16 protein-coding genes, 1 tRNA gene and 1 pseudogene are annotated in these 20544 nt (G+C 61.6%); 11 read left to right on the top strand and 7 right to left on the bottom strand.

Annotation, left to right across the window (positions count from 1 at the left end):
- Positions 1-6 precede the first annotated feature (6 nt).
- From topA to E3E11_RS05795, 4 genes are all read left to right on the top strand, one after another.
- Entirely contained in the window at positions 7-2856 is a 2850-nt protein-coding gene (gene topA / locus E3E11_RS05810) for a type I DNA topoisomerase (RefSeq protein WP_141451569.1), read from the top strand.
- A 359-nt stretch (positions 2857-3215) separates the two neighbouring features.
- Positions 3216-5042 carry a S41 family peptidase gene (locus tag E3E11_RS05805; protein WP_168189211.1) on the top strand — a complete coding sequence of 609 codons (1827 nt, stop codon included), beginning with the start codon at positions 3216-3218 and terminating at the stop codon, positions 5040-5042.
- 10 nt (positions 5043-5052) lie between these two features.
- Positions 5053-5466: a DUF1491 family protein gene (locus E3E11_RS05800; RefSeq protein WP_141451567.1), complete on the top strand. Its 414-nt coding sequence runs from the start codon at positions 5053-5055 to the stop codon at positions 5464-5466.
- A gap of 316 nt (positions 5467-5782) precedes the next feature.
- Positions 5783-6904: an OmpA family protein gene (locus tag E3E11_RS05795; RefSeq protein ID WP_407938692.1), complete on the top strand. Its 1122-nt coding sequence runs from the start codon at positions 5783-5785 to the stop codon at positions 6902-6904.
- Between the two features lie 184 nt (positions 6905-7088).
- Here E3E11_RS05795 and E3E11_RS05790 read toward each other — a convergent pair whose 3' ends face one another.
- Positions 7089-7565: a hypothetical protein gene (locus E3E11_RS05790; RefSeq protein ID WP_195804962.1), complete on the bottom strand. Its 477-nt coding sequence runs from the start codon at positions 7563-7565 to the stop codon at positions 7089-7091.
- 443 nt (positions 7566-8008) lie between these two features.
- Between E3E11_RS05790 and E3E11_RS05785 the strand changes: the two genes are divergently transcribed.
- Positions 8009-8647, top strand: coding sequence for a hypothetical protein (locus E3E11_RS05785; protein WP_231118854.1), 639 nt, complete (start codon positions 8009-8011; stop codon positions 8645-8647).
- 144 nt (positions 8648-8791) lie between these two features.
- Positions 8792-10873, top strand: a complete 2082-nt coding sequence (gene parE, locus E3E11_RS05780) for a DNA topoisomerase IV subunit B (RefSeq protein WP_141451565.1) — start codon at positions 8792-8794, stop codon at positions 10871-10873.
- A 54-nt stretch (positions 10874-10927) separates the two neighbouring features.
- On the opposite strand, the gene E3E11_RS05775 is transcribed toward parE, so the two are convergent.
- Positions 10928-11512: a Rap1a/Tai family immunity protein gene (locus E3E11_RS05775; RefSeq protein ID WP_141451564.1), complete on the bottom strand. Its 585-nt coding sequence runs from the start codon at positions 11510-11512 to the stop codon at positions 10928-10930.
- A gap of 368 nt (positions 11513-11880) precedes the next feature.
- Between E3E11_RS05775 and E3E11_RS05770 the strand changes: the two genes are divergently transcribed.
- Complete coding sequence (locus tag E3E11_RS05770) at positions 11881-12675, top strand: hypothetical protein (RefSeq protein WP_141451563.1); 795 nt, start codon at positions 11881-11883, stop codon at positions 12673-12675.
- Between the two features lie 119 nt (positions 12676-12794).
- Entirely contained in the window at positions 12795-13127 is a 333-nt protein-coding gene (locus E3E11_RS05765) for a hypothetical protein (RefSeq protein WP_141451562.1), read from the top strand.
- Positions 13128-13248: 121 nt separating this feature from the next.
- On the opposite strand, the gene adhP is transcribed toward E3E11_RS05765, so the two are convergent.
- The gene (gene adhP / locus E3E11_RS05760; RefSeq protein ID WP_141451561.1) at positions 13249-14265 is read right to left on the bottom strand and encodes an alcohol dehydrogenase AdhP; all 1017 of its coding nucleotides are present in this window, start codon (positions 14263-14265) and stop codon (positions 13249-13251) included.
- Between the two features lie 135 nt (positions 14266-14400).
- On the bottom strand, positions 14401-16083 hold the full coding sequence (locus E3E11_RS05755; protein ID WP_141451560.1) for an alpha-keto acid decarboxylase family protein: 1683 nt from the start codon (positions 16081-16083) through the stop codon (positions 14401-14403).
- 583 nt (positions 16084-16666) lie between these two features.
- On the opposite strand from E3E11_RS05755, the gene E3E11_RS05750 reads away from it, so the two are divergent.
- On the top strand, positions 16667-17275 hold the full coding sequence (locus tag E3E11_RS05750) for a glutathione S-transferase (protein WP_141451559.1): 609 nt from the start codon (positions 16667-16669) through the stop codon (positions 17273-17275).
- An 89-nt stretch (positions 17276-17364) separates the two neighbouring features.
- Here the strand turns inward: E3E11_RS05750 and E3E11_RS05745 are convergent.
- Positions 17365-17450 (bottom strand) — tRNA-Tyr (locus E3E11_RS05745).
- A gap of 108 nt (positions 17451-17558) precedes the next feature.
- On the opposite strand from E3E11_RS05745, the gene rlmB reads away from it, so the two are divergent.
- The gene (rlmB, locus tag E3E11_RS05740; protein WP_141451558.1) at positions 17559-18392 is read left to right on the top strand and encodes a 23S rRNA (guanosine(2251)-2'-O)-methyltransferase RlmB; all 834 of its coding nucleotides are present in this window, start codon (positions 17559-17561) and stop codon (positions 18390-18392) included.
- A gap of 96 nt (positions 18393-18488) precedes the next feature.
- On the opposite strand, the gene E3E11_RS05735 is transcribed toward rlmB, so the two are convergent.
- Complete coding sequence (locus tag E3E11_RS05735) at positions 18489-19577, bottom strand: alkene reductase (RefSeq protein ID WP_141451557.1); 1089 nt, start codon at positions 19575-19577, stop codon at positions 18489-18491.
- Positions 19578-19763: 186 nt separating this feature from the next.
- Here E3E11_RS05735 and E3E11_RS08630 point away from each other — a divergent pair.
- Positions 19764-19907 (top strand): annotated as a pseudogene (locus tag E3E11_RS08630) (ArsR/SmtB family transcription factor); the annotation flags it as partial.
- A 166-nt stretch (positions 19908-20073) separates the two neighbouring features.
- Here E3E11_RS08630 and E3E11_RS08580 read toward each other — a convergent pair.
- Entirely contained in the window at positions 20074-20535 is a 462-nt protein-coding gene (locus tag E3E11_RS08580) for a hypothetical protein (protein WP_231119071.1), read from the bottom strand.
- Between the last annotated feature and the right edge of the window lie 9 nt (positions 20536-20544).

The following is a 20544-nucleotide window of genomic DNA, read 5'->3' as shown; positions in this document are numbered from 1 at the left end:
GAGGCAATGACGACAAGCGTTGTGGTGGTCGAAAGCCCGGCGAAAGCCAAGACAATCAATAAATATCTGGGCAGCAACTACACCGTGATCGCCTCCGTTGGGCATGTGCGCGACCTGCCGCCCAAGGACGGCAGCGTTCTGCCTGATGAAGACTTCAAGATGTTCTGGCAGACCAGCGAGGGCGGCGCCAAACAGATCAACCTGATCGCCAAGGCCCTCAAGAATGCCGATGAACTGATTCTGGCTACCGACCCCGACCGCGAGGGCGAGGCCATTTCCTGGCATGTCCGCGCGGCCCTGGAAGAGAAGAAGGTTCTCAAGAACATCCCGGTGCGGCGGGTCACCTTCAACGAGATCACCAAGCACGCTGTCACCGAGGCGATGGCCGCCCCCCGCGAGCTGGACCAGCCGCTCATCGACGCTTACCTGGCCCGGCGCGCGCTGGATTATCTCGTCGGCTTCACCCTCTCGCCCGTTCTGTGGCGCAAACTGCCCGGCAGCCGCAGTGCCGGGCGCGTGCAGTCAGTGGCACTGCGGCTGATCTGTGAACGCGAGGCGGAGATCGAGGTCTTCAAGGCCCGCGAATACTGGAGCGTGGGGGCGCGTTTCCTCACCGCCCATGATGCCGGGTTCGACGCGAAACTCACGCATCTGAACGGTGAAAAGCTCGAGCAGTTCAGCCTCAATGACGAAGCCAAGGCTTTCCAGGCCCGTGACCTGGTGCGCAGTTCTGATTTTTCCGTGCGCGCGATCGAGCGCAAGCGCACGCGGCGCAATCCCGCCCCGCCTTTCACGACCTCCACCATGCAGCAGGAAGCGTCGCGCAAGCTGGGCATGGGCGCGCAGGTCGCCATGCGCACCGCCCAGCAGCTCTATGAGGGCGTCAATATCGGCGGCGAGACGACCGGGCTCATCACCTATATGCGCACAGACGGGGTCACGATGGCCAAGGAGGCCGTGCAGTCCATCCGCCAGCATATCAACCAGGCCTTCGGCAGCCAGTACTGCCCTGACACCCCGCGGCTCTACAACACCAAGACCAAGAACGCGCAGGAAGCGCACGAGGCCATCCGCCCCACTGATGTCTCCCATACGCCCCAGCAGGTGGCGCCTTACCTCACGCACGATCAGAAGCGCCTTTACGAGCTGATCTGGAAACGCGCCGTGGCAGCCCAGATGCAGTCGGCCGAGATCGACCAGACCGGCATCACCCTGGGCAACAAGGGCGATACCGCCCTGCTGCGCGCCACCGGCTCCGTGATCGCCTTTGACGGCTTTCTCAAACTTTACATGGAAGGCCGCGACGACGGACGCGGCGATGATGACAGCCGCCTCCTGCCCCCCATGGAGGAAGGCGAAGCGGTCGCCACGCAGGATGTGCTGGCCGAGCAGCATTTCACCCAGCCGCCGCCGCGCTACTCCGAAGCTTCCCTGGTCAAGACCATGGAGGATATCGGCATCGGCCGCCCCTCCACCTATGCCTCCATCCTGAGCGTACTGCGTGACCGCCATTATGTCCGGCTGGAAAACCGGCGCTTCATGCCTGAAGACCGCGGCCGCCTGGTGACGGCCTTCCTGGTGTCCTTTTTCGAACGCTACGTGGACACCGGCTTCACCGCCGATCTCGAAGAGCAGCTTGATGACATCTCGGGCGGGCGCGCTGACTGGCACGAGGTCATGGCCGCTTTCTGGAAAAGTTTTTCGGAGACGGTCAGCAAGACCCATGACCTCAAGATCTCCGATGTCATTGATGCGCTGGACCGCGACCTGGGGCCCCATTTCTTCCCGCCCCGCGCAGATGGCAGCGACCCGCGGCTCTGCACCACCTGCGGCACGGGGCGGATGGGCCTGAAGCTCGGGCGGCACGGCGCTTTTCTGGGCTGCTCCAACTATCCGGAATGCCGCGCCACCCGTCCGCTTGTGATCGATGAAGGCGAGGTCGTTCTCAAAGAGGGCATGCGCGTTCTGGGCACTGATCCCGAAAGCGGTGAGGAAGTCACGGTCCGGCGCGGCCCTTACGGGCTTTATATCCAGCGCGGCGAAGCGGATCCCGACAATAAAAAGATCAAGCCTAAGCGCGCCCCCATCCCCAAGCATCTCAACGGCATGGAAATCAACGGCGATGACCTCACCCTTGAGCAGGCGCTGGGACTGCTCTCCCTGCCGCGCACGGTCGGCGCGCATCCGGAAACGGGTGAAGCGATCCAGGTCGGGCTGGGACGGTTCGGGCCTTTCGTCAAGATGGGCAGCATTTACGGCACGCTCGACAAGGACGACGACATCCTGTCGGTCGGGCTGAACCGAGCCATGGATGTCCTGAGCAAGAAGCTCGCCAATATCCGCACCCTTGGCCCCCATCCGCAGGACCAGGAAACGGTCATGGTGCGCAAGGGGCGGTTCGGCCCCTATGTCCAGCACGGGCAGATGGTGGCAACCCTGCCGCGCGACCGCGTGATGGAGGAAGTGACTCTCGAGGAGGCGGTGGGCCTTCTGGCTGAGAAGGGAAAACCCCTGAAAGGCGGCGGCGCCAAAAAGACCACCCGCAAGACAACCTCCAAAGCCGCAGCCAAGAGCAGCAAGACAGGCGCGAAAGAAACGGCTGCCAAAACACCTGCCAAGAAAGCCGGAACAGCCGCCAAGACAGGCCGTGCTACGGGTAAGAGCACCGCCACTAAAAAGGCCGCTGCCAAGCCTACCGCCAAAACGGCGGCCAAGAGCAGCAAGACGACAGCACGCAGCAAAACCACTAAGACAGCACCGAAGGCATCGAAGAAGGCAACCACTTCTTCTGCTTCCCCTGCTGCCGCGCCCTCTGCGGGTCCTGTCGTTGAACCTTCTGACGAGATGCCCTTCTGAACCTGCCTCTCCGCCCTTCGACGCTGCAGAAACCGGCAGCGCCGGAACGAGACCACAAAGCCACAGTTTCGCCACAAAATGACCTGCAGCTTGCGTATTCATGCCTGCAGATGTTGTGGACAGCCCGGCAATGCCTGCATACTCCCCCCGGTTCAGATAGCCACTTCAGGTAGCCGCCTGAAGAGTGGTTCCAGCTGACTGGCACGAACTGTTTTCACCTGTTGGAATCTGGCGCGATCCAAGGGCGACCAGAGGCGCAAACATCCCTGATGCCCAAGGCTCTGCCTGTCCTCGGAGAGGGCCGGGCTTTTGACCCCGCCATGTCTTTGAGGGGTTTCTTTCCCTGAATGTCCTTTGCCGTGTCTCAACCGTGCACCTGCCTTGACGTTCCCCGCCGCGCCACGTTTTCGCACAGCAGTGCCCTGTCGGCCCGTGCGCGCCTGCAGGCCTGCGCCACGGCACGCATCGCCATGTTTCTGGCCCTCTCCCTGGCGGTCGCCATTTCCCAGGCACAGGCAGCCCCAAGACCCCTGAAGTCTCAGAGCCCCCCTCCGAGCCCGCCCCTTCTTTCCGCTGATGCGTCTCCGTCTGTACCGGTTCAGGCGGCAAACCGGGAGGGCGCGGAGACAAGCCCTGTTCTGCCCGCGGCACAGGCGGCCATGATTCACAATGTCATCGCCTCTGCCTTGAGCTTCATCCAGCCACGGGCCCTGAAAGCCTATACCTACCCCCAGCTCTGCCTGTGGGGACTGCAGAGCCTGACAGCCCTGGATCCCGGGCTCGGCATCCATCTCGGCAACGGGCAGCTCATCCTGACCCAGAACACCCCCCTTGCGCCAGGAACGATCCTGCTCACGCGCCCAGCCCCGCCCGCCCAGGACCTGAAAGCCTGGGTCAATACTGTGATGGTCACCCTGCAAACCGCCTGGCAACATGCGCCGCTCCTGCGCCAGAAAGGCGTGTCGGCGCTGCTGCCAGCCTTCTTTCAGGAGATTTTCAGTCATTTCGACCCCTATTCCCGCTATCTTTCCCCCCAGCAGGCGCATGATGAGCGGGCCTATCGCCAGGGCGATGATTACTCGATCGGGATCAGACTGGCGGAGCGTCCCGGCCGCTCGCCGACCATAAGCGCCATCAACATCAACAGCCCTGCCTGGGAAAATGGACTGGATATCGGCCAGACCGTCATCATGGTGGACGGCCGCTCAACCCGCAACGTGCCGCTCGATACCGTCCAGAACTGGCTTGCAGGCGCTCCCGGCAGCAATGTGACCCTGACGGTCCTGCAGGAAGGACGCAGAAAAACCATCACCCTGCCGCGCCTGCGCCTGCCGCCTGAAACGGTCTTTCCAGACCGCCAGGGCCCTTACACCGTCCTGCACATCACGCATTTCTCCAGCCAGACAGCTGAAGAGGTGAGTTTCTACCTGTCCAACCTCCTGCCTGCGGCCGCACAAGGCGATGATGGCGACGTGGACCGGGCACTGGCTGAAAAAAAGCTCCGCATTCCCGGCCTGATCATTGACCTGCGGGGCAACCATGGCGGCACCCTCCAGCAGGCCGTCATGACAGCGGCCCTGCTCCTCGATAACGGAATCGCCGCCACCACCGAAGGGCGCGACCCCGTGGCCAATCACGTCTGGTCCGTCCAGGGAGGCGATATGCTTTCCGGCAGTCCGGTCGCCGTCGTTGTGGACGGCGGTACCGCCAGCGCTGCGGAAGTTCTGGCCGCAGCGCTGGCTGATCACCGCCGCGCCGCGGTGGTCGGCACCAGCACCTTCGGCAAGGGGCTGGTTCAGATCATCGGCCAGATGCCCAATCACGGCGAAGTCTTCGTCACCTGGAGCCGCAACTTCGCCCCGCTGGGCTGGCCGATACAGGGCTTGGGCGTGTTCCCGCAACTCTGCCTGAGCGCGCCCGGCCTGCCAGCCGAGGCCCAGCTTGCCGCCCTGGCTCATGGCCGCAACCTGCTGGAAGTCCCGCTACGCCAGTCCCGCGCTGTGCGGGTTGAAACACCGGTTTCCGAGGTCCTGAGCATCCGGGCCCTCTGCCCTGCCTCCGGCGCCGACAGGGACGACCTGCACCAGGCGGCCCGGCTTCTCAGCTCCAGCCAGGCCTATCAGGCAGCCCTCGCCGGTATCCCTGATGACCTGACTTCCCCAGCAGCACCAGCAGCTGCCCCCTGAAAGCCTGCCCATGACATTTCCCGCTGAGTATCAGGCTCTCAAATCAGGGCTCTGGGTTCGCGCTCTTCTGCGCCAGGCAGCGAGTCGGAACGAGACCGGGATGGTCCTGCGCAAGGGCGATGAGGATGCAGGGGCCATCATCGTGGTGCTCACCGACCGCCATGGCCGGCTCGCAGCCCTGCAGGAGAGACGACAGGGCTGGAAACGCCACGACTTCACGCCGCTTCCGCCTGAGGGGGGCTCTGAAACAGCTGCTGGTGCCGACGCAGCTCTGCAGGAAAGACGTCTGACTGAGCAACGCCTGGCCACCTGGCTGGAACGCCAGAGCAATACTGATCCTGATCTGTGGGTTGTGGAGCTCGAACTTGAGGATGCCTCACAGCCGCTGGAGACGACCCTTTCCCCGCGCCGCGCCACAATGTGAAAAACGCCTCTCAGGCTTCTGAGCCGCGCTGTTTTCTCTTGAAATTTCTGCGGCGAAATTGTCACGCCAGGGGCCATTTTTCCCCCGATACATTGCGTTGCCTGCGCCTTTCAGCGAAAAGAGGAGCCATTGCCGCTCGCCGCTCCGGCCGGTGTTCCGATTCACCACAGCTTACGGCACTGAAGCTTTCGCCCCTGTGCTTGGAGAAACATCTATGACGCAGCGCTCCACCATCATGGCCCTGCTGAGCCGAAGCAGCGCCTTGCTGAGTCGTGGGGGCGCTGCGGCCCGTTTCTCCCTGCTCGCCGGCGCCGGCATGACAGGGGCGCTGAGCGGGGCACTGCTTCTCGGCCTTTCAGCCGGGACGGCGCAGGCCCAACCCGTGCGTGGCTTCTACGTCGGCGGCGGAGCGGGCGCGAGCTTCAACCAGGCCCAGACCGTCAACCCGCATACCAAGCTCTTTCCGCGCGGCCGTGACGGTTTCGACCCGGGCATCGCCGCCTCGGGCAGTTTCGGTTACGGCCTCGACAACGGCTTCCGGGTCGAGATGGAAGGCGGATACCGCAATAACGGTTACGGCAATTTCCACGATCCGGGGTTCAAGAACAGCGTATCAGGCCACCAGCACACCTATGACGCCATGGCCAATGCCCTGTTCGACATGGATATCGGCGCCAACTGGATCTATCCCTATTTCGGCGCCGGCATCGGTTATGGCTGGCAGCGCATGCGCACCAACATCAACGGGCGCGGGGCAGGTTATTCCAACTACAAGGAACATGTCGGCGGCACGAGCGGCGGATTTGCCTATCAGGGCATTTTCGGCCTTTCCTTCCCGGTTCCCTGGGTGATCGGCCTCTCCACGACGATGGAATACCGCTTCTTCACCATCACCGGGCACCACAAGCACACCTCCATCGCAACCGGTGGCCCGCCGCCTTACGTGGGGGGGGACGGAGGCCTGGTGGAAGGCCACCGCAATACGCGCACCGATTTCAACCATTCGCTCTTTCTGGGCCTGCGCTATGAGTTCGACCCCGCCCCGCCACCGCCCAAGCCGATCCCGGTCGCAGCCCCCCCAGCCCCCTCCCCGACGCGGACTTATCTGGTCTTCTTCGACTGGAACTCAGCTGATCTGACGCCCCGTGCCCGCGAGATCGTCGCCGTGGCGGCGCGCAATTCGACAGCCGTGCAGTTTTCAAAAATCATGGTCGCAGGTCATACCGACACTTCAGGGGCACCAGGCCGGCGGGGACAGCTGTACAACCAGGCCCTCTCCCTCAAGCGGGCTGATACGGTCAAGGCCGAGCTGATCAGGGACGGCGTGGCGGCTGGATTGATCACCGTCAGGGGCTACGGCTCTTCCCAACCCCTGGTTCCGACCGGCCCGGACGTGCGCGAGCCCCAGAATCGGCGCGTTGAGATCGATCTCCAGTAAAGCACCATGGCCCGGCTCTTTGCCGGTAGATATATCACCCGTCCCAAGGGCCCTGACGGGACTTCCTGCCTGAATATCCCGCTTCAGTGATTTTCCGCATTGCTCAAAACCAGGCCGAATTAAAAAAAGGCAGCGTTCCCGTTAGGAAACACTGCCTGATAAGGCTTCAACTGTGCCGGAAAGCTCAGCGCCTCCTGCGCACGACCCGGCGGTGTACCACGCCTTTCCTGCGGGTTACCGCCTTATGGGCGGTCGTCTTGGCAGGTTCTTCAGCCTTGGCTTCAGGCTTCTTCTCCGTCTTGGCCGCTGCAGCTGAAGCCGGGGTCGCGGCGGCACCGACAGCCACAACCGTGACCTTCACATTCAGCTGACGACGGGGCTGGCCTTGACCGGGAATCAGCGTGACGCCGAACTGGTCGGGGCCGCTATAGGCTGTTGCCGCCGTGTAATCGACATAGGTGTGGCCGTAATAGCTGTAGAGGAAGGCATGGCCGTGCTCAGGCGGCGGAGACACACCGAAGGAGGCGTAGCTGCCCCCATGGTCCTTTGTCAGGGGGATGGCACACAGCCCGTCATCGCTGCCGACTTTCATGTCGACATCCATCACGCCCGATGGCTGCACCGTGATCTTGCCGACCTGGCAAAGAGAGGAGACCTTCATATAGGCGAACGGTCCCGTGGCGACCACAGGCGCAACCTTCCTGTGTGCACAGCCGGAAAGAGAGAGGAGGACCGCGAAAGCCGCCCCCGTAGTGCTGATGACAGAACCTCGCAGACGCACGTGCAACTCCAAAACAGTCTGGCAGCATAAATACTGGCAGTGGAAACAACAGTCACGAAAACCAGCTGCCCCGCAGCCGAAGTGACAAACGACCATCCCTCGCCACCGGATATGCAGCACGGTATCGGACAGACTGCTCTCTCCCTGGACCCCGACGGGCCCAGCAACAGTGCGGCCGGGATGGGTGACAGGACTTTTCTATGGCGGAGGATAGTCGCCAGAGCAATGAAAGAGAACGCACCGAAGCAATTTTTTATGCATTAGGCGATGTTTCGCTGCAATCACTCATGGTAAGAGGCAGGATCACACGTCCTCCGGAGAGTATGCCGATGCCTGTTCTGGCCCGCGTTTTATCGTTTTCGTCCCGTCGCACCTCTGCCCCTGCCACCCAGGGAAGAGCGCGGCACAAGGGCCAGAAAAGTTTTCTGGCAGCCTCGCTTGCTGCGGCCTTCGCCTTTGTCGGCGCCCTTCCGGCGGTCCAGGCTGCCGGCTGCAAGACCAACCCCGAGGTTCACGATGCCTTCGATATCGCCGGTCTGCGCTCTGAACTGATGGTGACGGCGCTTTCCTGCAAGAAGCAGGACAATTACAACGCGTTCGTCAGCAAGTTCCGCCCTTCCCTGCTCAAGGCAGACAAGCGGCTGCAGACGTATTTCCAGGCGACCTACGGCCGCCAGGGGCAGAAAAAGCGCGATGATTACGTCACGCAGCTTGCCGATGTGCAGTCCCTTGGCGGGCTGAAATCCGGCACCATCTTCTGCATGCAGCGCGTGCCGATGTTCGATGAGGTGAACGCGCTCGATACAGACACCGACCTCGCCCATTACGCTGAAGCCAAGGACATCCTGCAGCCTTCCTCCTATGAAAGCTGCGAAGCCCCCAAGGCCTCCGGTGCGGAGCTAACGCGCAAGATCTCCCACCGGCGCGGTCGCGGCCACACGGTCCGCCGCCATCGCCGCTGAAAACAGTCAGGGAAGAGGGGCACGCTCTCTTCCCTGACTGAGGCATCTGGGGAGTGCGGCATCCGGCAAGGTTCTTTCTCACGCCCCGCCCCACCAGTGGCGACCTGAATTTCAGAATTGGCAGGATCACGAGCAGGATCACGAATGGACGACATGTTCTCGCCCGCGTCCTCCTCCACCCCCGCTGGGGACGCTGAGAAGAAATCCGCAAAAAAGCCTGCGCGCCGACGCGCAGCCCAGGCGCCCGGCCCAGCCGGCCCAGAGCTGCGGCCCGCATCCTCTGAAGGCTACAGCGCAGACAGCATTGAGGTGCTGGAAGGCCTTGAGCCGATTCGCCGGCGGCCGGGCATGTATATCGGCGGCACTGACGATACAGCCTTCCATCACCTCGCTTCTGAAATTCTCGACAACGCCATGGATGAGGCGGTGGCCGGACATGCCAGCATTATCGACGTAGCGCTGGAAGGGCCGCGCACGCTGCTGGTGCGTGACAACGGGCGCGGCATCCCGATCGATCCCCATCCCCGTTTTCCCGACAAGTCTGCCCTCGAGGTCATTTTCACCACCCTGCACGCAGGCGGGAAGTTCTCCGGCAAGGCCTATGCCACGTCAGGTGGGCTGCACGGCGTCGGCAGCTCTGTCGTCAACGCCCTGTCAGAAAAGCTGGAAGTCGAGGTCGCCCGGGACCGGACGGTCTGGCGGCAGGAATTTTCACGCGGCCTGCCCCTGACCCCTCTCGAAAAAGTCGGTGCTGTCGCCAACCGCCGGGGCACGACAGTCCGTTTCACGCCGGACCTGGAGATATTCGGCAAGCAGAATTTTTCACCTGCGCGCCTGTTCCGGCTGTGCAAAAGCAAGGCCGCCCTTTTCCGCGGGGTCACCATCCGCTGGTCCTGCGCGCCAGAGCTTCTGAAAGGCGAGGATGCCCCTCCGGCAGAAGCGGTCATCAACTTTCCCAACGGTCTGGAAGATTCCCTGCAGCATGACCTGGGCCAGACCCCGGACCTGCTTGCACCTCTCTGGGCCGGCGAAGCCCCCCTGCCGCAGACCGCAAAGGGGGAAGAAGGCGGCCGGATCGAATGGGCACTGGCCCTTCTGGGCTCAGGGCCGTCAGGGCTGGTGTCCTGGGCCAACACGATCCCCACGCCCCAGGGCGGCACGCATGAGGCTGGATTGCGGGCAGCCCTGCTCAAGGGCTTCAGGAATTGGGGGGAGCAGCGCAAGATCCGCCGTGCCAGCGCCATCACGGCAGAGGATATCCTGGGCAGCCTGAACGGGCGTCTCTCCGTTTTCCTGCGCGACCCCGAATTTCAGGGTCAGACCAAAGACAAGCTCACCTCGCGTGATGCGGCCCGGCTGGTGGAAGGGGCGCTGCGCGACCGCATCGACCACTGGCTGGGAGGCAATCCCGCCCAGGCCGATGCGATCGTCTCCCACATGGTGGAGCGTGCCGAGGAACGCCTGCGGCGCCGCGACACCAAGGAGACCGCCCGCAAAAGTGCCACCCGCAAGCTGCGGCTGCCCGGCAAGCTGACCGATTGCGCTTCAACCCGAACGGAGGAGACAGAGCTCTTTCTGGTGGAAGGCGAGTCAGCGGGCGGTTCAGCACGCCAGGCCCGTGACCGCGAGATACAGGCTGTCCTGCCCCTGCGCGGCAAGATCCTCAACGTGGCTTCCGCAACCCAGGACAAGCTGCGGGCCAATCAGGAGCTCCGCGACCTGACCGAAGCGCTGGGATGCGGCAGCGGGCGCGAGTTCAGCCTGTCCAACCTGCGCTATGGCCGCATCATCGTCATGACGGATGCGGATGTAGACGGCGCCCATATCGCTTCGCTGCTGATGACATTTTTCTACCGTGAAATGCCCGGGCTGATCCGCAACGGCCATCTCTACCTGGCCCAGCCGCCCCTCTATCGCCTGACCCATGGCGGCAAGAGCGTGTATGCCATGAGCGATGACGACCGCGACCACCTGCTGAAAACCGCCTTCAAAAAGGGCGCGAAGGTGGAGATCTCACGCTTCAAGGGCCTCGGCGAGATGCCTGTCTCCGACCTCAAGGATACGACCATGGACCCGCGTCACCGCACGCTCCTGCGGGTCACCCTGCCGCCCCAGGACGCCACTATGACCAGTAACCGTGTTGAAGACCTGATGGGCCGCAAGCCTGAGCCCCGTTTCCGGTTCATCCAGGAACATGCAGGCATGGTCGAAAACCCCGATATCTGACATCTAATATCAGACATCGGGACAGACATCGGATCAAGCAGCGGGAGAGGTGGACTATTTCCCTTTGGGCGCAGGCACACTGACCGCTGCAGCCGGCGCACCCTGGTAGAAGATCGGATTGAGGGCACTGCGCTCAGCAGGGCTCATGGCCGATTGCGGTTTGCAGGGATAAGTGGCGCCCAGGGCCTCAGCGACGAAGCCGCTGGCGCTCTTGTGAAGCTGGTCAGCATGATGGGCGGCATATTCCATAACGCCCAGGATGTCTTTCTGCAGCGTTGCGTCACGTGGCGTGCAGACCGGCGGGCCGAAGCCTGCGACAAACTCACGGGCCTGCGGCGTATCCACCTTGGTGAACTGGTCTGTCAGCCGGGAATAGATCACGCCCAGGTTCTTCTGGTTGTTGACAGCCATGTAGACCATGCCGACGCACATGCCCATGCCGAGATTGTTCAGGGCCACATCAGGCGCGCTCTTGCCCTTCTCCATGCCGGCCGACTGCTTGAGCTCTTCGGCACAGGCACCTACGAGATCCTTACCCGTGAACTGCCCGAGCGGGGGTGCGGCCCGGACCGCTGTACTGCCCAAACCGATGCTCGCCGCCAGACCCAGCCCGACGGACATGATCGCTGAAAAACGCATCTGAACGCTCCTTTGCGTAATCTTCCGCATGATCTGCCCATAATAGGCACATCCCATCCTTAAGGGGGTAAAAAGTTAGTCCCCTGCAATCAGCGCTGCCCTCTCGGCCGGCTGCCCTTCACCTCCCGGCCGGTATTCGCCACAATAGCGCCTGCCGGAAGGCACGGCAGGAGTAATCAGTTTTCCCACTGGCTTGGCGAGGAAGTGAAGCGACAATGTCTGAAAGAGGCGCCTCTTTCCCCGCCCTCCAGCAAGGGTGGCATCTGACAGGTGGGCCGCTGAGACAACAGCTTTTCGCTTCCCTGCGGCGCGCAGCCAGCAGTCCAACGACCCCTTCCCCCACTGCCCTGTGGATATTCTGTCTTTATATGCCCTCACGAGGCCAGCGCTTTGCCAGCAGCTGGGTCGCCTCTCCCACTCTCCAGACCCTGGAGCCTGCTCTGTTAGGCCAGTTCAGCAGCCTGATTGGGTATGGCTTGCCCCAGGAAGCAGCCGCTTACGGCACTGCCTTGCAGGAGCGCGCCACAGCGGAACCACCCCCTAGCGTAAACGTTTTTGAAGCCCTGAGCGCTTTCCTGACAGTGCCGGAGCTGGATATTGAGGCGCGCCCTGCCACCCCAGCTGAAATGCAGGAAATGCTCCTGTGCACGCGCCCCGAACCCGTCTGGGTCTTTCCTGCCGATACCCACAACAGCCACGACGCCGGTAAGCCTGTTTCAGAACAGTCGCTTGGAGATCTCATGACCACCGGCAGGCTGGTAGAGACTTTCCTCCGTAACCTGCTCAAAGCACAGGCGGAAGCGCCGACAGCCGAAGCCTGTGGCGAGGAATGCGCCGCCTGTTGCGAAGAGATGGCCAGGATATTCAACGGCTCTGCCCCACAGGAGACAGGCTACCGGCCCCTCAAAGATTGGCATGGCGCAACGCTTGCGGCGGCCATGACCGACAACGCCTTCCTGACAGTACCGGCCCAGCCCGACCCGCAAGCCACGATGACGGTGTTTTTCATGGCTGCCGGATTGCAGGCCCTGGAGCTCTTCCAGGCACACGAGCAGGGCACTCTGTCTGACCAGGCGTTTCAGGACAGGTTGGATGGATTGCGCAAAACCCTTACGCTGTTTCTCTGCAACCGGCTTTCGGGGCAACAGGGGGAAAGCCCATAAAGGACATGACACCCTCCACAAAGCGCGCTTAAAAAGATTGTTCCCGCTGGCTAGCTCGCAGGCTCTGCTGGCAGCCCGCAGGCGGCTGAGACAAATCTCTATTTTCAGGAAGCAACGCCATGGCGGCAGCCGCCACGCAGTCCACAAACCCTGCACCCTCCGAGCCTCCCCAAACGGCGCCTGCTGCTTCCGCGGCACCGAAAGAGACGGCGAGCGCAGCTGCAGCGCCTGCGGCCAACCCTGTCACGATGTGGCACCGGTTTCTCTACGAGATCTACGCAGCCCTCATCTGCTCCGTTTCAGCAGGAACCACCGCCTGGTTTCTGGCGCCATGGTCCGGTTTTGATGTCACGCGCTGGGAGGCCGCCAAGAACATCTTCTGCGCAGCGCTGGTTCTGCACATCATGAGCTGGCTCAGCTTTGTGCTTATTCCCTCAAGCTGGCGCCAGTAAACGCGCTCTGGCCTCCAGGGGCCCATATTCCTGAATATGAAAAAGGCGCTGTCTGACCAGGTCAGGAGCGCCTCTGGGACCCGGCCGCGCAAGCGAAGCCGGGCCTGGAGCCGGAAATGTCTTATTCCTTGGTGAAGTCGATGACCATACGGCCAGTGACCTTGCCTTCTTCCATTTCCTTGACGATGTCCTGGATGTCCTCAATCCGGCGCAGCTCCACTTTCGGATCCACCTTGCCTTCAGCAGCGAACTGGAAAGCTTCGGCCAGATCGTAGCGGGTGCCGACCAGGGAGCCGACCACCTGAATGCCGTCCAGAACCAGACGGGGGATGTTCAGGTCCATCGATTCCGGCGGCAGGCCGACCGCAACCACGCGCGCACCGGCACGCACGCACTCAACGGCGGAATTGAAGGCTGCCTTGGCCGTAGCCGTCACGACAGCCGCATAGGCCCCGCCATCGGTCGCTTTGATGATATCTTCAACCACCTTGTCCTTGATGGGGTTGAGGACCAGGTCAGCGCCGAGCTTCTTGGCGAATTCGAGCTGTTTTTCGTTGACGTCCACCGCGATCACTTTTGCGCCGAACACGTTCTTGGCGAACTGAAGCGCCAGGTTGCCCAGGCCGCCCAGGCCGAAAATCGCGATCCACTGTCCCGGCTGGATGTGGGATTCCTTGACCGCCTTATAGGTGGTCACGCCCGCACAGGTGATGGAGCTCGCCTTGGCGGAATCCAGGCCATCGGGCACTTTCACAGCGTAATCAGCCGGCACGATGCATTCTTCAGCCATGGCACCGTCTACCGTGTAACCGGCGTTCTTGACGCTCCGGCACAGGGTTTCACGCCCGGTCGTGCAGTATTCGCAACGGCCGCAGCCCTCATAGAACCAGGCGATACTGACCCGGTCGCCGACTTTCAGGGAGTCAACGTCAGGTCCGACCTCCGTGACACGACCGACACCTTCATGACCCAGGGTCGTTCCGGCCTTGTCGCCGAAATCACCGTGGGCGACGTGGATGTCAGTATGACATACGCCGCATTTCTCGACCTTCACCTTGGCTTCGCCGCTTTTGAGCGGGCGCAGCTTCTTGTCAACGATGCCAAAACCACCCTGTTCGGTGGCAACAACTGCTTTCATGGAAGAAACTCCTTTTAAAGCGTGCGGCGCCTGCCGGGTTCCGGGCCTCCACCAAGGAAAACAACCGGTCTGACAGGCGCCCATGACTTCATCCATACCACAGCCCTGACTGTAGGCGTGGCACTTTCAGTGAGGTCAGTCGTTCACAATTGGGGGACGGGCATTGGTCTGTGCCACTTCACGTCCCCAGACAGTCAGCGCCTCGGTGCAGTCATCCTGCGGGATGCAGCACTGGATCAGGGTCGGGCCTTTCTTGTTGGCCAGACCTTTCTTAATAGCCTCAGCCATTTCACCGGCCGTTTTGGCAACCAGACCCAGCCCGTGGCCCTTCTCGCCGTTGAAGGCGTCCATCAGGGCGGCATAGTTCCAGTTCTGGATATAGTTGTAAGGACCGTCATGAATGGCGATTTCGATGCCATAGCCCTTGTTGTCGACCAGGAAGATGATAACCGGCAGCTCGTAGCGGATCATCTGGCCGACTTCCTGCGCGGTCAGCTGGAAGGAGCCATCACCGCACATGATGAGGTTGCGGCGCTTGGGCGCACCCACTGCACAGCCGAAGCCGGAGGGAATGGACCAGCCGATATGGCCCCACTGCATCTCTGATTCGACGCGACAGCCATTGGGCAGGTTCATGCGCATGGCATTGAACCAGGAGTCACCGGTCTCGACCATCAGGGTGGTGTCAGGGGTCAGCAGTTCCTGGATCTGACGGGTCATCTCATCATTGGTCAGCGGCGCGGACGGCGCGGCAGCCGGGATCTCCAGCTTCGGCGCGGTCGTGTTCTTGGTCGTCTCGGGCTTCGGCGTCACGACCTTGCTGAGCTCGCTCAGGAACTCGCGCATCGGGAAGCCGGCAAAGCTTTCATTTTCGACCAGCACGCGATCAGGCTCGACCTGGAGCACCCGCTTGCCGCGCGGCCAGGCGCGCCATCCCACCGTGGCATAGTCATTCCAGTTCGGACCGATGGTGATGAGCGCATCGGCGCTGTCCACCAGCTCCTGGGCGCCGGGGCTGGAGACCACGCCCCAGTAGACGCCGCGGAAACCGGGGTGCTGCTCGGGGAAATAGCTCTTGGCCGCTGCCATCACCGTCACGGCACAACCCAGCTTGTCAGCCAGCTCGACAGCCTGCTTCTCGGCATCGGCAGGACGCACCTTGGAGCCGACCAGAATCACGACGCGTTCCGCACCCTTCAGGAAATCGGCAGATTTCTTGACCGCGGCGTCAAGGCTGGTCTTGTCGGTTTTCGGCTCGGCCAGCAGCGTGGAGACCGGGCCGGGGGCCGGGCATTCCTGCGCGGAGATGTTGCAGGAGATCTCCAGGTAAGCCGGTTTACGCTCACGCAGCATGGTACGCAGAACGTGATCGATCTTCTGCGGCGCTTCGCTGGCCTGGGTGATGCGCTCAGCCGCACAGGTGACCTGTTTGGCCATTTCCATCTGGTAATCGTAATCGGTCTTGCCGGTCGTGTGGTGAAGGATGTGCCCGGACCCGTAATCATTGCTGTTGGGACCGCCGGAGACCATCAGGACCGGCAGGTTTTCCGCATAAGCACCGCCGAGCGCCGAATTCATGCCGGAAATCGCACCGACGCTGAAGGTCACAACGCATACACCTGCCCCGTTGGCACGGGCATAGCCTTCTGCTGCAAAGCCGCAATTGAGCTCATTGCAGTCATAAATCTGTTTGAGGTTTTTATTATCAAGAAGCTGGTCAAGAAGAACCAGGTTATAGTCACCAGCTACTGCGAAGTGATCTTTTATTCCGATCTGTTCAAGACGTTTCGCCAGATACTTGCCAACGTTATAAGACATGATCTTAACCCTCCTTTTCTTTCATTGGAGGAAAGCTGCGCCATTTTTTGGCAAGCGTCCAGCCTCACGCTTTCTTGAATCGATTTATTTATTGCACACCAATGTTGCAGGGGGCGTATACCTAAGCAGGACTTCTTTCATCCTGTTTTATAAATAACCTTTAACATATTTTAAAAACCCTGCTTATAACTGGCCTGCACGTCTCCGAGACTGATTTTGACCCTGTTTTTCCAGCCCCTGCCGCTTTTGAAAAAGCCTCCTCAGGGCCAGCAGCTCTACAAAAGTTAATTTGATCCCTTTCTGAATCCGGCCTTAGCCTGAAAGTTCCCTCAACTCTCAAAAAAGCCCCTAAGGACTTTGCGGGCCACCCACTGCTTGGGCCCTGACAGCTCATCTGAAGGGTAAAAATAAAACGGCCTGCCTGCAGGCGGCGCGTCCCCGGCTGTTCAGAACGGGGTGCGCCGCAGTGGCCTTTGCAGGCAGCAGCGGTAAAAAACGCTTTCTGCCACGAAACACACAGGACCCAGGCAAGGTGTCTGCCCAAAGTTTCTGTTAAAAAGATATCAGGGAAATAACATAACAAATGCACTTGTTTGGCACCCTGGACTCACCTTATGTGCGGCGCACAGCCATTTCCCTGGAGCTGTTGGGCGTTCCATTTGAACTCGAGCCCATGTCGGTATTCAGCACCTTCGAGGCCTTCTCCCGTATCAATCCCGTGGTCAAGGCACCGACCCTGGTGCTCGATGACCATACCGTGCTGATGGATTCAACGCTGATCATCGAGTATTTCGAAACTCTCAGCAGGCCTGCTGATAAACTGCTGCCCCAACAGCCCCAGCCATTGGCCTGGGCCCTGCGCACGGTCGGTCTGGCATTGGCTGCCTGTGAAAAAGCCGTGCAGATTGTCTATGAGCACAAGCTCCGCCCGCCGGAGAAACTCTACCAGCCCTGGCTCGAGCGCGTCACGCGCCAGCTCCTGGCTGCCTGCGAGGAACTGGACAGACAATGGACAGGCCAGCCGCTGCCCCACTCCCGCCCTGACCAGGCGGCGCTTACCAGTGCCGTGGCCTGGTCGTTCCTGCAACTGATGGTGCCGGATGTGGTCAAAGCGGAAACTTTCCCCGCTCTCAAAACCCTTGGCACCACTCTGGAGGAAAGCGCGGCCTTCAAGCGCTATCCGATTGCCTGAACAGCAGACCCGCCAAGGAGGCGGCCCCTGAATACGGGCCACGGCCTGGGATTAAACCCTGCAGAAAACTGTCATTTTTTCAGGAAATATGGTGGAGGAGGTTGGATTCGAACCAACGTAGGCGTACGCCAGCGGATTTACAGTCCGCCCCCTTTAGCCACTCGGGCACTCCTCCACAGTGGGATGTGGGTGTAATAAGGCGTCAATGCGTGTATGTCAATTCCCACGTCTCTGCAGCCACCGGCTCTTTTCTCCCTTTCCAGACAGCAATCGGAACACCCTCATGGCCAAGAAAATCTCTTCCCGTCTGCGTGCCTCTCTGGCGGCTGCCGAAGACCTGTCGAAAACGGCGCGCCGGCCTTCCCAGACCCGCGCGCGCAGCGGCCCGCCCGCTGCCAAGGCCGGCTACTGGATGTACGGCACCCATGCTGTGGACAGCGCGCTCAACAACCCCCGCCGCATCTGCCATGAGCTGCTTGCCACGCAGGAAGTGGCAGCCGGCCTGCCGCGGCAGCTGCCGGTGCAGCCGCGTATCGTCACGCGTGAAGAGCTCGACTCCCTCTGCGGGCGTGACGCCGTGCACCAGGGGATCGCGCTGCGGGTTGAGCCCCTGACTCCGCCCGATATCTCAGAAGTTCTGGCAGAACGCGACGGGCCCGTTCTCGTGCTCGACCAGGTGACCGACCCCCGCAATATCGGCGCCATTCTCCGGTCGGCAGCCGCTTTCGGGGCCGCTGGTGTCGTGGTTCAGGACCGCAATACACCGCCTGAAACAGGCACGATGGCCAAGGCTGCATCAGGCGGGCTCGATATCGTGCCGCTGCTGCGGGAAACCAATCTCTCCCGCGCGCTGGCCACTCTGCAGAAAGAAGGTCTTTGGGTGGTCGGGCTGGATGCCGGTGGAGGTCGGCTTGACCGTGATGCGCTCGGCCCGCGACGCACTGCCCTCGTGCTTGGGGCTGAAGGGGCCGGCCTGCGCCGCCTGACACGCGAAACCTGCGATGAGATCTCCTCCATTTACATGCCGGGCGACATGGAGAGCCTGAACGTCTCCAATGCCGCGACCGTCGCGCTTTATGAGCTGACCCGCCCTGGGACTACGACCGACGCTTCCTGAAGACAGGACCAGGCTCTCTATTTTTCCATAAAAACACTCCCGGCACCTGCAGGCACCGGGAGTGTTTTCTCCAGGCGGATATTCTCTCAGAGAAGCTTACTGAGCGTCTGGGTAATCCGTGTACCCCTTGGCGCCATTCCAGGCCCCGTACCAGGTATGGGAATCACTCTCAACCAGCGGCAGGTGCTTGCGGAAACGTTCCACCAGATCGGGATTGCCGATGAAAAGCCGGCCGAAAGCGATGGCATTGGCCAGGCCACTCTCAACGGTTTTTTCAGCCTCTTCAAACGTATAGCCCTGATTGAGCACCAGAGGATTGGTGAAGACCTTGCGGATCTCGGGCGCCAGTTTGGGCTGGTTGGTGCGCGGGGCCATGGGGAAGCTGCCTTCCGCATCGGATTCACGCAGCTCCAACCAGGCGGTGCCGAGATCCTGCAGCATTTTCGCCGCAGGCACGAACACGGTGGCCGGGTCACTGTCAATGCAGCCCTGGATCTCTCCGTTCGGAGACAGGCGTACGCCCACTTTTTCCGCGCCGATCGCGCCGATAAGCGCTTCCGTCACTTCACGCAGCAGGCGAAAGCGGTTTTCGGGGCTGCCACCATACTGGTCGGTCCGCTGATTGGTACCGTCACGCAGGAACTCATCAATCAGGTAACCGTTGGCCGCATGAAGCTGCACGCCATCAAAGCCGGCCTTGATGGCATTGCGCGCCGCATTGGCGTAATCGGCAATGAGACCCGGGATCTCGTCCAGACGCAGGGCGCGCGCCTCTTCATAAGGCTGCTTGCCTTCATAGGTGTGGATGTAGCCTGGCGCTGTTGAAACCGACGGAGCAACAGGCTGCTCGCCGGTCACGGAGGAAGCCACCATGCGTCCCATATGCCAGAGCTGGCACACGATCCGGCCGCCCTTGTCATGCACTGCCTTGGTGATCGGCTTCCAGGCTTCCACCTGTTCATCGTTCCAGATGCCGGGCGCGTAAATCCACCCCAGCCCCTGGCGGGAGATCCCCACCGCTTCAGAGATGATAAGCCCGGCATCCGCACGCTGGGCGTAGTATTCAGCCATGATCGGCGTGGGAACCGCTTCCTTGGTGGCGCGCGCACGCGTCAGGGGGGCCATGAAGATACGGTTCTTGCACGGAATTGAGCCGAGCTGGATGGGATCAAACAAGGTTGTCATGAAAGTGACCTCCTGTGGAACGGGTTGTCGTCCTTTAGTTCGACGATTATCGAACAATAGGCGCTCTCTCTTCAGGCCACAAGACCAAAACGCCCTTCCTCATCCTGCAGGCCTGCACCCCGATACAAAAGGCCCGTTTATAAAAGACGTTGCATCGCACTCCCCGCACAGGAATAATTCCGCCCCATGAGCGGCTATTTTCACCCCGAACTGGAAAATGTGGAGATCTCGCAGGTCCTGCGGGCCCTGGCCGAGCCTGTACGCATGAATATCGTGCTGCAGCTTCACGAACTGGGAACCGCAAACTGCACCACCCTGCTGGGAAAGCGGCCGAAATCCAGCATGTCTCATCACTTTCAGGTGCTGCGGGAAAGCGGTCTGATCCGCACGGAGATACAGGGGATCCAGCATTTCAACTCCCTGCGCCGTGCTGAGCTGGACAAACGCTTTCCAGGCCTCATGCAGGCCATCCTGAACTGCCTGGAGCCCGCTCCTGTCAAGGAGACGCGTTCGGATAAGAAGGCGCCGGCGGAGAGGCAGCCGGCAGCACCAGCTCGGCCAGCAGGCGCGCTGTCTCGGGCTGCCAAAGAAGGATCCGCCCGCCTTGCGGGCCCCTGATCAGCACCAGCACCGCCCCGTCCGGGCGGGAGGTCAGGTTTTGCACCTGCTCTCCATTTCGCAGAGGCAGGTTCAGCCGTGCTGAAGCAGAGCCATTGAAAGCCTGGCCGCCGGTCGCCGGCGCGACGAGAGACGGGGTCGGTGAAACGGGCGGGGGCGCTGGATGCAGCCTGCGGCTCACGATCACCCAAAGCAGGGCAACCGTGCCGACCACAAGCAGCACGCCCATGAAAATGACCGCGCCCATCAGCGCACGCGATACCGGGGGTGGCGGCGGAACCGCCCCAAAGGCGGGATTGCCCTCGCCGCCCGCTTCAATCCCGGCTAGGTTTTCCTTCATGTCAGATGA

It is taken from the genome of Oecophyllibacter saccharovorans (assembly GCF_006542375.1).
Taxonomy (GTDB): Bacteria; Pseudomonadota; Alphaproteobacteria; order Acetobacterales; family Acetobacteraceae; genus Oecophyllibacter; species Oecophyllibacter saccharovorans.
This window is presented reverse-complemented; position numbering and strand designations above follow the sequence as displayed.

Bases quoted from the DNA above. Each gene is read 5' to 3' on its own strand.
- E3E11_RS05800 (WP_141451567.1), top strand. From the start codon at position 5,053: ATGACATTTCCCGCTGAGTATCAGGCTCTCAAATCAGGGCTCTGGGTT.
- E3E11_RS05755 (WP_141451560.1), bottom strand. From the start codon at position 16,083: ATGTCTTATAACGTTGGCAAGTATCTGGCGAAACGTCTTGAACAGATC.
- E3E11_RS05765 (WP_141451562.1), top strand. From the start codon at position 12,795: ATGGCGGCAGCCGCCACGCAGTCCACAAACCCTGCACCCTCCGAGCCT.
- rlmB (WP_141451558.1), top strand. From the start codon at position 17,559: ATGGCCAAGAAAATCTCTTCCCGTCTGCGTGCCTCTCTGGCGGCTGCC.
- E3E11_RS05735 (WP_141451557.1), bottom strand. From the start codon at position 19,577: ATGACAACCTTGTTTGATCCCATCCAGCTCGGCTCAATTCCGTGCAAG.
- E3E11_RS08580 (WP_231119071.1), bottom strand. From the start codon at position 20,535: ATGAAGGAAAACCTAGCCGGGATTGAAGCGGGCGGCGAGGGCAATCCC.
- E3E11_RS05770 (WP_141451563.1), top strand. From the start codon at position 11,881: ATGCCCTCACGAGGCCAGCGCTTTGCCAGCAGCTGGGTCGCCTCTCCC.
- E3E11_RS05795 (WP_407938692.1), top strand. From the start codon at position 5,783: ATGACAGGGGCGCTGAGCGGGGCACTGCTTCTCGGCCTTTCAGCCGGG.
- E3E11_RS05785 (WP_231118854.1), top strand. From the start codon at position 8,009: ATGCCGATGCCTGTTCTGGCCCGCGTTTTATCGTTTTCGTCCCGTCGC.
- adhP (WP_141451561.1), bottom strand. From the start codon at position 14,265: ATGAAAGCAGTTGTTGCCACCGAACAGGGTGGTTTTGGCATCGTTGAC.
- topA (WP_141451569.1), top strand. From the start codon at position 7: ATGACGACAAGCGTTGTGGTGGTCGAAAGCCCGGCGAAAGCCAAGACA.
- E3E11_RS05775 (WP_141451564.1), bottom strand. From the start codon at position 11,512: ATGCGTTTTTCAGCGATCATGTCCGTCGGGCTGGGTCTGGCGGCGAGC.
- E3E11_RS05790 (WP_195804962.1), bottom strand. From the start codon at position 7,565: ATGAAGGTCTCCTCTCTTTGCCAGGTCGGCAAGATCACGGTGCAGCCA.
- parE (WP_141451565.1), top strand. From the start codon at position 8,792: ATGGACGACATGTTCTCGCCCGCGTCCTCCTCCACCCCCGCTGGGGAC.
- E3E11_RS05750 (WP_141451559.1), top strand. From the start codon at position 16,667: ATGCACTTGTTTGGCACCCTGGACTCACCTTATGTGCGGCGCACAGCC.